Genomic DNA, 11,911 nt, shown 5'->3' with positions numbered 1-11,911 from the left:
TTGAAAACCTATTCGGCCCAGTTCACGAGGCCGAAATGGGCGGTGGCGATGACGACGATGCCAAACACGATACGGTACCACGCAAAGATCGTGAAGTCATGCGAACTGATATAGCGCAACAGCCAGCGCACGCACAGGAACGCGGAGACGAACGCCGAGATGGTGCCGACACCGAACATCGGCAAGTCGGCCGCGGTCAGCAGGTCGCGCTGTTTATACAGCGAGTAGAAGGTGGCGCCCAGCAGGGTGGGAATCGCCAGGAAGAACGAAAACTCCGTGGCCGCCTTGCGCGACAGGCCCAGCATCATGCCGCCGATGATCGTGGCGCCCGAGCGGCTGGTGCCCGGGATCAGCGCGAAGGCCTGGGCGCAGCCCACTTTCAGGGCGTCCAGCGATGTCATGTCGTCGACGGAATTGATGCGCACCGACACCGGATTGTTCCTTGCACGGTTTTCGACCCACAGGATGACCAGGCCGCCGACAATGAATGCCGTAGCCACCGGCACGGGCTTGAACAGCACGGCGGTGATCATCTTGTTGAACAGCAGGCCCAGGACGGCGGCAGGCAGGAAGCCGATGACGACGTTCAGCGCAAAGCGGCGCGCCTTCGGATCGTGCGACAGGCCGCCCAGCACGGCCGCGATGCGCACGCGGTATTCCCAGATGACGGCGAGCATGGCGCCGGCCTGGATCGCGATTTCAAATACTTTCACTTTCTCGCCGGTGAATTCCAGCAGGCTGCCGGCCAGGATCAGGTGACCGGTAGACGAGATGGGCAAAAACTCCGTGAAACCTTCGACGAGGCCCATGATCAGGGCCTTCATAGCGAGAACGATATCCATTGTGTGTCGGTGTGAGGTGGGTGAAAGGACTGGGCACAAAGCGGGCCCGAAGCTTACCACGAGTGCAACATCGCGCCCGGACAGCTCGGCCGTATCGCGGACGCACGTGATGATAAAGGATTAACAAAAAGTCCGCTGCCCGCCAGCCACGCCCGTGGCGGCAAGATTTTTGTTTTGACATTGAATCAGTCTCAACTTAATATTTTTTTAAGTTGGTAGCGTTACCACGATGCTCGATGCCCGATACCCGCCGCCTGACAACGACAAACAAGGAGACACACGATGACGGTACGGTCCATGGCTGCGTATCTGCTCGCGCTGCTGGCGCTGCCCGCCACGGCGCAGGCGGCCGATGCGCAGGTCGGCGCGCGGGTGGAAGCCCTGCTGGCGCGCATGACGCTGCAGGAGAAGATCGGCCAGCTGAACCAGCTGACGGGGCGCGCGGCCACGGGCCCGCAGGCAGCGGGACGCGCCAGCCAGCTGGCCGATATCCGCGCCGGCAAGGTGGGATCGCTGCTCAACGTCCATGGCGCCGCCGAGACGCGCGCAATGCAGGCGCTGGCCCTGCAGTCGCGCCTCAAGATTCCGCTGCTGTTCGGCCTCGACGTCATCCATGGCTACAAGACCGTGTTTCCGGTGCCGCTGGGCGAGGCGGCGTCGTGGGACCTGGAGGCCATCGAGGCTGCGGCCCGCATTGCCGCGCGCGAAGCCGCCGCCGCCGGCGTGCACTGGACGTTCGCGCCGATGGTCGACGTCGGGCGCGACCCCCGCTGGGGGCGCGTGATGGAAGGCGCCGGCGAGGATCCGTACCTGGGCGCGCAGATCGCCCGGGCGCGGGTGCGCGGCTTCCAGGGGACGAAGTTGGGCGCGACCGACCGGGTGATGGCCACCGCCAAGCATTTCGCGGCCTACGGCGCGGCGATCGCCGGCCGCGACTACAACGCCGTGGACCTGAGCCCGCAGCAGCTGCATGAAGTCTACCTGCCGCCGTTCAAGGCGGCGCTCGACGCGGGCGTGGCCACGTTCATGAATTCGTTCAATACGCTCAATGGCGTACCTGCGACCGGGAGCAGCTACCTGCAGCGCGACATCCTGAAAGGCGACTGGCGCTTCGACGGCTTCGTCGTCAGCGACTGGGCGTCCGTCAAGGAGATGGTGGCGCACGGCTACGCCAGCGACCTTGGCGACGCGGCCGTCAAGGCAGTCAACGCCGGCAGCGACATGGACATGGAAGGGGAGGCCTACGTCAACCACCTGGAGCAGGCGGTCAGGGACGGCAAGGTGGACGTGAAAGCGGTGGACGACGCCGTGCGGCGCGTGCTGGCAAAGAAGTTCGAGCTGGGCCTGTTCGAGGATCCCTACCGCTTCACGGATGCACGGCGCGAACGGGCCGTGCTGGCCGATGCCAGCCATCGCGCCGTCGCGCGCGACGTGGCGCAGAAGTCCATCGTGCTGCTGAAGAACGAACGCCGGACGTTGCCGCTGGCGGCGGGCCCGCGCCGTATCGCCGTCATCGGCCCGCTGGCCGATTCCAGGCGCGACCTGGAGGGGGGCTGGGTGGTGGAGGACGTGCGGGCCGACGTCGTCACGATCCTGGCCGGCATCCGCGCCCGTGCCAGGGGGGCCGACGTCACCTACGCGCAGGCCTGTGCGCCCGGCTGCGCCAGCGACGCCGGCTTTGCACAGGCGGTCGCCACGGCCGCCGAAGCGGACGTGATCGTGCTGGCCGTCGGCGAGACCTGGGACATGAGCGGGGAAGCCAAGTCGCGCACGGACCTTGGCCTGCCGGGCCGGCAGAACGAACTGTTTGCCGCGCTGAAGGGGACCGGCAGGCCCATCGTCGCGGTGCTGCTGGGCGGCCGGCCGCTGATCTTCGAGGACATCGCCAACCGCGCCGATGCGATCCTGTTCGCTTGGTTCCCCGGCTCGGAAGGGGGTAACGCAGTGGCGAACGTGCTGTTCGGCGACTACAACCCGTCCGCCAGGCTGCCGATCGGCTTTCCGCGAAGCGTGGGCCAGTTGCCGCTGCCGTACGCCCAGTATGCGACCGGGCGGCCGGTCACGGACGAACGGGACATCGTCTACCGCTCCGCCTATATCGACTCGCCCAACACGCCGCGCTACGCGTTCGGCCATGGCCTGAGCTACACGACGTTCGCCTACTCGAACCTCGCGCTCGACCGGCCCACGCTGGCCAACGGGCAGACCGCCACGTTGTCGTTCGACCTGGCCAACACGGGGCCGGTAGTCGGCACCGAGATCGCGCAGTTGTACGTGCGCGACCTGGTTGCCTCCACCGTGCGGCCGCTGAAGGAACTGAAGGGCTTTCGCAAGGTGACGTTGCGGCCCGGCGAGCGCCAGCGGGTCACGTTCAAGATCGAGCGCGACACGCTGGCCTTCTTCGACAGCCGCCTGCGCTGGGTCGCCGAGCCGGGCGAGTTCCACCTCATGGTGGGCAGCGCTGCCGATGACATCCGGCTGCGGGGCGCGCTGCGGCTGCGGGAGGAGTGATGGCGGAGCACGATATTGACCGGCCCGCACCGAAGCGCCGCCGCAGCAAGGGCAGCAGCCTGACATTGCGCGACGTCGCCCGGCTGGCCAACGTGGCGCCGATCACCGCGTCGCGCGCGCTCAACACGCCGGAAGCGGTGTCGGAAGCGATCCTGGCGCGCGTCAAGGACGCCGTCGAACGCACCGGCTACGTACCGAACCTGCTGGCCGGCGGCCTGGCGTCGCGCCGCAGCCGGCTGGTGGCCGCCGTCGTGCCCACGATCACCGGCTCCGTGTTCCTGGAAACGGTGCAGGCCCTGACCGACACGCTGGCCGCCCATGGCTACCAGATGATGCTGGGCCAGGCCGGCTATGCGGGCACGCGCGCCGATGCCCTGCTGGAAGCGATCATCGCGCGCCGGCCCGATGGCGTCATCCTGACCGGCATCATGCATTCGCCGCTGGCGCGCCGCCGCCTCGTCGCCAGCGGCATCCCCGTCGTCGAGACGTGGGACCTGACGCCCAATCCCGTCGACATGCTGGTCGGTTTCTCGCACGAGCAGTTGGGTGCGGCTGTCGCACATTTCCTGCACCGGCGCGCCCGCCGCCACGTGGCCGCCATCACGGCGGGCGACGAGCGCGCGATCCGCCGCCATGGCGCCTTTGCGGCGGCGGCGGCCTCGCTGGGCATCGCCGGCCCCGGCGCCCTGGCGCAGCAGGTGGTGCCGGCACCCAGCACTGTCGAAAGCGGACGTGCCGGCCTGCGCGCGCTGCTGGCGCAAGCGCCCGCCATCGATGCGATCTTCTGCAGCTCCGACCTGGTGGCGCTGGGCGTGCTGATCGAGGCGCAGGCGCAGGGCATCGCCGTGCCGGGGCAACTGGCCATCGTCGGCATGGGCGACCTCGCGCTGTCGCGCGACCTGCACCCGGCGCTGACGACGGTGCGCGTCGACGGCACGCTGATCGGCGCCACCGCCGCGCGCTATATCATGCAGCGCGCCGAGGGCCGGGCGGTGGCGCAGCCGGTGTGCGACGTGGGCTTCACCATCGTCGAGCGCGGAACGACGTAGGGAAGCCCGCCAGATAAGCAAATCGTTATCCTGGCGGGATTGCCAACTGGGACATTTTGTCCGGCTGCATGGGCATCGCTTTCAAGTAGTATGCCCCTGCGTCGTCGCAAGTGCGTCTGCCAAACAACGGCCAGGAATACTCAAGAATCATGGATTGGATCCCGATAGTCTTCGTTACCTTCAAGGTGCTCGTGCTGGGCATCGGCATGTTCTTCGCCATCAAGTGGCATTACGACCGGGGGAACAAGGAGACGGACAAGCAGAAGGAGAAGCGCGCGGTGCTGCGTGCCGCCGGCCAGGTGGCCGCGGCTTTCCTGCTGGCCCTGCTGGGCCTGGGGCTCATCACCTACTTCCTTGTCAGCAGGATCGGTCTCAACCTGACCATGCCATGATCAGTGCGGCACCTTGCCCTCCGCCAGCGGCCGCACGTAGCGCAGCAGGCTGACCAGCGTCTTGCCCGGCTCCTCCCACGGAATCATATGGGCCGAGTGTTCGAACCACACGGCCTGCTTGTACGGCGCCTTCACCTGGCGCAGCCATGCTTCGGTAGGCGCCGTCGGTGTCGTGTAGTCGTGCCGGCCCAGGAACATCACGACCGGGATAGGAAAGGTCGCAATCTTGCTGTAGTCGACCGTGACGAATTCCGGCAGCAGCCGGTCCAGCGTAAACTGGCTGCCCTGGTCGATCGTCGCCACATCCTCCGGCCGGTAGTCGGGCGACAGGCGCGGTCCGCCGAAGAAATAAGGGGATTCGCTCCGGTAGGCCGACAGGCCGCCGTAGTGCTGCGGCCACTTGCGCGCGGTGATGATGCGTTCGCGCGTGATGGGCTGGTCGCCCGGATAGGGGGCGATCGACTGCAGCTCCTTCAGCGCCTCCCGGTTGCCCAGCTTGTGCGCCTGCGCCAGCGCGTACTCGAAGCTGATGCGCTCATTCTCGCGCGTGCTGATCACCTGGCCCAGCCCCACGTAGCCGTGGAACAGGTCGGGCCGTTTCAGCGCGGCGCCCATGGCGGGCACGGTGCCCCAGCTGTGCGCCATCAGGATCACCTTGGCCTTGCCGTATTTCTTGCGCAGGTGTTCGGCCACTTCGATGGTGTCGTCGACGTAGCGCGCCACCTTCAGCGTGCCCGCCACCTGGTCCTGCGGATTGTCACGGTAGGTCAGGCCGGCACCGCGCTGGTCCCAGTTCACCACCGTGAAGTACTCCTCGAGCGGACGCTGGAACTGCCACGCGGTCGGGATCACGGGCGAGGCGGGGCCACCGTGGACGAACAGGATGATGGGGTTGGCCTTGTCCTGGCCGCGCACGTACAGCCACTGATCGATGCCGCCGATGGCCGCCTTGTACGATTCCTGCACGCCTTCCGGCGCGACGATGCGCGTCAGGTCCGCCACGGCGGCGCGGGATTTGCGGTAAGCCTGCGCATCGGCCGCATCGTCGGCACCGGCATGCGTCGCCGCCAGGATCAGTAACGTCGCCAACCATCGTTTCGTCATCGCCGCCTCCCATTTTTTGGTGATGACGCGATGATAGCGCGGCATTGCGTCAGCTCGGCGGCAATGCGAAGATGGGGTTTATATTGACAAGAATGCCGATGACCATGCCGATGACGATCCGTCCCACGACCGCCGCCGACTGGCGCGCCCTGAAAGCCATCCGCCTGGCCGCGCTGCGCGATGCCCCGACCGCCTTCGGCGTCACGCACGCATCTGCCGTCGCCTACAGCGATGAACAATGGCAGACGCGCGCCGCCGGCACCGACCGGGCCGAGTATGTGCTGGCGTTCGACGGCGAGCAGGCCGTCGGCATCGTCGCCGGCGTCGTCAGCGCGAAAGAGGGATACAACCTGATCGCGATGTGGGTCCAGCCGGACTACCGGGGGCGCGGCTTGGCGGGTGGGTTGATCGACGCGCTCAAGGCGCGCGCGCTGGCGAAGGGGCACCGACGCGTCGTGCTGGACGTTGCGCCGGAAAACACCAGCGCCGCCAACCTGTACCTGCGCCAGGGCTTTGCGTTCCTGCCAGAGTGGGAGCCGCTGGAGAGCCATCCGGAGATTTCGGTGCAGAAGATGGCGTGGGCTGCGCGCTAACGCGGGCTGCCCCGGGCGTTGTGGCTACGGTGCCGTCGCCCGCTCCAGCTCCCCCAGCCAGTGCAGCGCATATTCGCGACTGGCCCCGCACATCTCCGCCGACGGCTGCAAGCCGCCGCAGAACGCCGGCCGTTCCGGCTTGCCGAAAATGCGGCAGCGGTTGGCGTCGTCGAGCTGGATGCAGCGCACGCCGGCCGGCTTGCCGTTGGGCATACCGGGGATGGGGCTGGTGATGGAAGGCGCGGTGCAGCAGGCACCGCAGTGGTCGCGGCAGTTCATCGGAGGATCGTCGTGGTGGTTCAGGTGCCTATTCTACCGAAGGCAGCGCGCCCGTTTGCGTTGCGTGATCCCGGCAGGCCTGCCGATAGACGTCCGCCAGAGCGATGGCCGCGCGTTGCCAGCTGATCTCGGCGGCATCGCGGCGGGCGCCTTCGCGCAACTGACGTGCCAGGACAGGGTCGCCGACGATCTCGAGCATCGCCTGGGCGATGGCGGCGACGTCGTCGTGATCGACCTTGCGTGCGTGCGCCAGCAGTTCCGCCACGCCTGCCGTGCGTGACAGGATCACCGGCACGCCCGCGTTGACGGCTTCCAGCGCGACAATGCCGAACGGCTCGGAAACGGATGGCATGACAAACGCGTCGCTGCAGGCGAACAGGTGCTCGATCCCCTCGCTGTCGAGGAATCCCGTGAAGGTGACCTGGCGGGCGATGTCCAGTTGCGCGGCCAACGCCCGCATGGCGGGGAGCTGGTCGCCGTCGCCCGCCAGCACGAATCGTAGCCCCGGCATCCGGCGCGATGCGGCGGCCGCCGCGTGCAGGAAATACGCCGGTCCCTTCTGCTGTGTGACGCGGCCGAGGAACGCGATCACGGGGGCGTCGCCGGCGGCGTTGCGCGCCGGCGCCGGGCCAAGTTCGATACCGTTGTAGACGACGGCAATGCGCGCGGCAGGCACGCCGTAGCGCTCGACCAGGTGGGCGCGCGTGCGCTCGCTGACCGCCACGATGCGATCGGCCTGCTGCAGTGCCGCGGTCTCGATCGCCAGGATCGCGCCGTCGACGGCCGCGCCGGAACGATCGTATTCGGTCGAGTGCACATGCAATACCAGCGGCTTGCCGGTGAGTTCCTTGAGCCGCGTGGCGACCGGCGCCGTCAACCAGTCGTGCGCATGGATGACGTCGAAATGGCCGGCGCCAGCCAGGATCTGCTCCGCATGCGTTCCGTAGCGCAGCACCTCGTCGAGAACGGCGCCGCTGTATGACGACGGGCGGGCGGCACCATCGCGCACGGGCACCCCGGCGGACACCAGGCGGACGTGGCGGTCGTCCTCGTCTCCGGACAGGCGCGGCAGGGCGAAGGTCGTGCGGATTTCGCCCATTGCCGCCGCGCCTTGCGTCAGGCCGAAGCAGGCCGTGCCGAGGCCACCCGAGATATGGGGCGGGAATTCCCAGCCGATCATCAACGCGTCGATGCGCTTACCTGATTTCATCATCAATCCTCGTACGTTTCCAGCAGCAGCAGTTCGTCCACCGCCAGTTCCACATGGCCGTCCATGACTTCCCACGTCGCGCCGCTGCCCGCATCGCGCAACCGGGTACCGTCTGCAAACACGCTACCGACGCAGACGCGTGCCTGGCCGGGGCCCCAGGCCACCAATACCGTGTCGCCGCTGGCCGCATCGGCGCGGGCAAACACGTAGGGCTCCATGCAGAGCCGCCGATGCGCGCCGCGCGCCAGGGCCACGTGAGCGCTGCGGAACCTGCCCAGGCGCTGCCAGTGCGCCAGCAGCGCCTCGTCGACGCTGTCCCAGTTCATGTCGGACCGGGCGGCTTGCGCCGGATCGCTCGATGCCAGCGGCGGCCGCGCGGTCTCGTCGCCATAGAAAACCTGGACGCCGCCCGGCAGCAGCATCAATGCGCTCGCGCCGAGGCGCAGCCGGTCACGGCAGAACAAGCCCGTATCGTGCGACGACAGGTAGGACAGCACGTCGTGTTGTCCGTTGGCCAGTTCGGTGGCATAGCGTGCAAACAGCTTGTCCAGGCGGCGCCACATCAGGCCACGACCGAACGGGGTGACGGTATCGGCGTCGGCCAGCAGTGTTTCGATCTCGTGCTGGAAGTCGAAGTTCAGCACACTGTCGAAGCCCCCGTCGAAATAGGCGCTGCGTTGCAATCCATGCCCGTACGCCTCGGCGACCATCCAGAAGCGCGCGGTGCCACTGTCACCGTGTTCGTTGCGCCAGCCGCTCAAGGCGGCGTCGGACGCCTGTTTCAACTCGGACCAGCAACGCAAATCGACGTGGCGGGCCGAATCGCAACGAAACCCGTCGATGCCGAAGTCCCGTACCCAGCGCGACAGCCACTGGACGAGGTAGCCGCGCACCGGCGTCGCCTCCAGGTCGACGGCGCGGGTGTCCGGCTTGGCGCGCAGCGCCGCCGGCAGTGTCACGGCGGCGTTGCACTCGGTGCGCAGCTTGGGCAGGTCGAAATGGATGCGCGTCAGGTCGTCCTCACCGCCCGGCAGGTAACCCGGCACGTCCGCGCGCACCCAGTCGGGACCCCAGCAGGCCGGCAGGCCCGTGCCGATGGGCGGGTAGCCGTCCGGACGCGTCACGTAGCCGACATGGCTCATGGCGACGTCCAGGATGACGGCGATGCCCGCGCCATGGGCGGTGTCGACCAGTTCGCGCAACGACGACATGTCGCCAAAGTTGCGGTCGACGCAGGTGAAGTCCAGCGGCCAGTAGCCGTGGTACGGCTCGTGCGCAAACCCTTCGTTGCCCTGGACCCAGCCATGTACCTGCTCATAGGGCGCGCTGATCCAGATGGCATTGATGCCGAGGCGAGAGAACCAGCCGTCGCGCAGCTTCTGTGTCACGCCGGCGAAATTGCCCCCATGGAAGGTGCCGATGCCGGCACGGTCCACTGGCCGTCCGTAGCTTCCCAGCCCCGCATCGCCAGCGGCGTGGAAGCGGTCGGTCATCAGGAAATAGACGATCGGATTGGCGGGAAATGGATCACGCGAAATATTGTTGGTAGAAGCGGCCACCATGCGCCTTTCTCGTTCGATAAAGCTGGCCGGCCCAAAGGACGGTACGAAAAGGCGGGGATCATAGCAGGCGAACCGGCGTGAAAAAAAGGCCGATGATGTATTTTTATATCTTGTGTTGCAATTTCACAAATCGTGTAGTTGCGTTACATTTGGAGAGTATTTTGCAACTTCTATCCTGTATATTTCGCTCTCTCCAAAGGGGGAGGCGTGGCCGTGACTTACGTTGGTACCACGCATCATGGCGGCGTTGCGCTATGACGATGTCCTCTGTTGTGAGGCTACAATTGCCGCCTGAATAGGTCTCCTTTTCTGTAATGCAGTAACAGAAACATGCGGAGATGGGTATCCCAGGCAAGGGTGGCGCAGGAATGTCCCAAAGAGCCAATAAAGGCCCGGGACCGAAAACAATATAACGATAAGAGACGCTTTTGACCGCTGCAACGCATTCCGACACGCCGGCGACACCATTATTCCGAAATGAAGTAATTACGGAGCGCAATGGCGGACACCTTGGCGCCATTCGCCTGGCACAGCCATTGTCGGCGTGGTGGATCACGCTGGCCACGCTGGCGATCGGTATCGGCTTCGTGGCATTCGGCGTTGCCGGCAGCGTCACCAGCAAGGCCCGGGTGGCAGGCGTGACCGTGCCCGCTGGCGGCAGCATCGGCATCGCCGCACCCAGCGCCGGTGTGCTGGTCGCGAGCTTCGTACCGGAAGGCCGCTTTGTGCGCGCCGGGCAGCCGCTGTTCGAACTGTCGACGGAACGCCAGTCGGGCGCCGGCGAGGTATCGGCAATCGTTTCCGAGCAGCTGGCCGTGCGCCAGAACAGCCTCGACACGGAGCGCCGGCTGCGCGTGGCCCAGACCAGCGAACGTCAGCAGGCATTGCAGGAACGGTTGGAGAGCCTGAAGGCCGAAGCCGGCCAGGTGGACGCCGAGTTGGCGCTGGCGCAGCGGCGCTACCAGCTGGCCGAACGTGGCGTGAAGCAGTACGAGGCGCTGCAGGGCAGCGGCTACGTGTCGTCCGCGCAGATGCAGCAGAAGCAGGAAGACCTTCTCGACCTGGCGGGGCGCATCAACAATATCGAACGCAACACGATCCAGCTGCGGGCGAGCCGACGCAACGTGGAGGCAGAGCTGCGCGCACTGGACATGGCGCTTGCCGGCGAACTGACCCAGCTCGAACGGGCTCGCTCCAGCCTGGCCCAGGAAGCGGCGGAAAACCGTTCGCGCAAATCCGTGATCGTCAGCGCACGCGCCTCCGGCGTCCTGACGACGCTGACGTCTCGCGTCGGGCAGGCGGTCACTGCCGGCCACGTGCTCGGCACCGTCATCCCGTCGGCCAGCGAACAAGCAGGCATGGGCGAAATGGAAGTGCAGCTGTATGCCCCCAGCCGCACCGCCGGTTTCGTGGCGCCGGGCCAGGAAGTACTGATCCGCTACCAGGCGTTCCCGTACCAGAAATTCGGATTGCAGCGGGGCCGCGTCAGCGACGTCAGCGCCACGCCGTTCGCGCCGGCGGAATTGCCGCCGAGCCTGGCCAGCACGATCCTCAGCAACGCGCAACAGCACATCAATGGTTTCAACAGCAGCGAAGCGCTGTACCGCATTCGCGTCAAGCTGGCGCGGCAAAGCATTGACACGTATGGGAAAGAACAGCCGTTAAGGCCGGGTATGACACTGGAAGCCGACCTGGTGCAGGACCGGCGCAGGATATGGGAATGGATCGCCGAACCGCTGCTGGCGGTGGCGCATCGCTGAGCGATCTTTCCGAACCATCGTCGGCATGGACGGCACCGGAACCGGAGCCGCCCATGCAAACGAAAGACCGTGTGCTGTGTGACAGCACCGCACACGGGGCAATGCCGTATTTCAACGGATCGAGCAAAGACACCGTGGAATACGTACCTTAAACCATGAATAGGAATAACATAAAATGCGTATCATTTCAACTGTAGAGATGGATGAAGTAGCTGGCGGCGGCTGGGATATCATCGGCAAGATCGAGGAGTTCTTCGGTGGCGGCAGCAGCTCGTCCGGTCCGTCCTGCACGCCAAGCAGCAACAGCAGCGGCGGCTACACGACCACCCAGACCTGCGGCGCAGGCGGTACTTCGACCGTGACGACGACCGGTAATGGCGTCTTCGTCCAGACCACCACGACGCCGACCACCTCGGTCTCCGGCTCGGGCGGCTACGGCCCGGTCAGCGCCAGCGGCAGCTACAACGGTCCCGCCACCGTGACGACCACGACCTGCATCGGCGGCAGCTGCACGACCACGTCGTCCTCCCGCTAAGGAGTGCGCCGGGCGACGGCCGCATGCCGTCGCCTGCTCAGCCGACCCCGCCGCAACGCGGGGCGGCTTTACTC

Annotated in this window: 11 protein-coding genes; 6 read left to right on the top strand and 5 right to left on the bottom strand. The window is 66.5% G+C overall.

Annotated elements, in window-relative coordinates; genetic code table 11:
* Nucleotides 1-8: 8 nt before the first annotated feature.
* Nucleotides 9-842 (bottom strand): undecaprenyl-diphosphate phosphatase, encoded by an 834-nt coding sequence (locus PX653_RS19230; protein ID WP_277414350.1) that lies wholly within the window; start codon nt 840-842, stop codon nt 9-11.
* A gap of 282 nt (nt 843-1,124) precedes the next feature.
* Here PX653_RS19230 and PX653_RS19225 point away from each other — a divergent pair, with 282 nt between their 5' ends.
* The 3 genes from PX653_RS19225 to PX653_RS19215 all read left to right on the top strand — a co-directional run bounded on the left by PX653_RS19225 (nt 1,125) and on the right by PX653_RS19215 (nt 4,794).
* Entirely contained in the window at nt 1,125-3,353 is a 2,229-nt protein-coding gene (locus tag PX653_RS19225) for a glycoside hydrolase family 3 N-terminal domain-containing protein (protein WP_277414349.1), read from the top strand.
* Nucleotides 3,353-4,402, top strand: a complete 1,050-nt coding sequence (locus PX653_RS19220) for a LacI family DNA-binding transcriptional regulator (RefSeq protein ID WP_277414348.1) — start codon at nt 3,353-3,355, stop codon at nt 4,400-4,402. Before PX653_RS19225 ends, PX653_RS19220 begins: the two co-directional genes overlap by 1 nt.
* A 149-nt stretch (nt 4,403-4,551) precedes the next feature.
* Nucleotides 4,552-4,794, top strand: a complete 243-nt coding sequence (locus tag PX653_RS19215) for a hypothetical protein (RefSeq protein WP_277414347.1) — start codon at nt 4,552-4,554, stop codon at nt 4,792-4,794.
* Here the strand turns inward: PX653_RS19215 and PX653_RS19210 are convergent, their stop codons facing one another.
* Nucleotides 4,795-5,898, bottom strand: coding sequence for an alpha/beta fold hydrolase (locus PX653_RS19210; protein ID WP_277414346.1), 1,104 nt, complete (start codon nt 5,896-5,898; stop codon nt 4,795-4,797).
* Nucleotides 5,899-5,996: 98 nt separating this feature from the next.
* Here PX653_RS19210 and PX653_RS19205 point away from each other — a divergent pair, with 98 nt between their 5' ends.
* Nucleotides 5,997-6,491, top strand: coding sequence for a GNAT family N-acetyltransferase (locus PX653_RS19205; protein ID WP_277414345.1), 495 nt, complete (start codon nt 5,997-5,999; stop codon nt 6,489-6,491).
* Nucleotides 6,492-6,515: 24 nt separating this feature from the next.
* On the opposite strand, the gene PX653_RS19200 is transcribed toward PX653_RS19205, so the two are convergent.
* From PX653_RS19200 to PX653_RS19190, 3 genes are read right to left on the bottom strand one after another with little or no spacing between them, the layout of a single operon-like run.
* Nucleotides 6,516-6,770: a YkgJ family cysteine cluster protein gene (locus PX653_RS19200; protein WP_277414344.1), complete on the bottom strand. Its 255-nt coding sequence runs from the start codon at nt 6,768-6,770 to the stop codon at nt 6,516-6,518.
* 28 nt (nt 6,771-6,798) lie between these two features.
* The gene (locus tag PX653_RS19195; RefSeq protein WP_277414343.1) at nt 6,799-7,983 is read right to left on the bottom strand and encodes a glycosyltransferase family 4 protein; all 1,185 of its coding nucleotides are present in this window, start codon (nt 7,981-7,983) and stop codon (nt 6,799-6,801) included.
* Nucleotides 7,983-9,542, bottom strand: coding sequence for an alpha-amylase family glycosyl hydrolase (locus PX653_RS19190; RefSeq protein WP_277414342.1), 1,560 nt, complete (start codon nt 9,540-9,542; stop codon nt 7,983-7,985). Before PX653_RS19190 ends, PX653_RS19195 begins: the two co-directional genes overlap by 1 nt.
* A 536-nt stretch (nt 9,543-10,078) precedes the next feature.
* Here PX653_RS19190 and PX653_RS19185 point away from each other — a divergent pair.
* On the top strand, nt 10,079-11,302 hold the full coding sequence (locus tag PX653_RS19185) for an HlyD family secretion protein (RefSeq protein ID WP_277414341.1): 1,224 nt from the start codon (nt 10,079-10,081) through the stop codon (nt 11,300-11,302).
* 175 nt (nt 11,303-11,477) lie between these two features.
* Entirely contained in the window at nt 11,478-11,837 is a 360-nt protein-coding gene (locus PX653_RS19180; protein ID WP_277414340.1) for a hypothetical protein, read from the top strand.
* The last annotated feature ends 74 nt before the right edge of the window (nt 11,838-11,911 follow it).

The sequence above is a fragment of the Pseudoduganella chitinolytica genome (assembly GCF_029028125.1).
In the GTDB taxonomy this organism is placed as follows: Bacteria; Pseudomonadota; Gammaproteobacteria; order Burkholderiales; family Burkholderiaceae_D; genus Rugamonas; species Rugamonas chitinolytica.
Note: the sequence above shows the minus strand (reverse complement) of the source record. Positions and strands in the feature narration are given on the sequence as shown.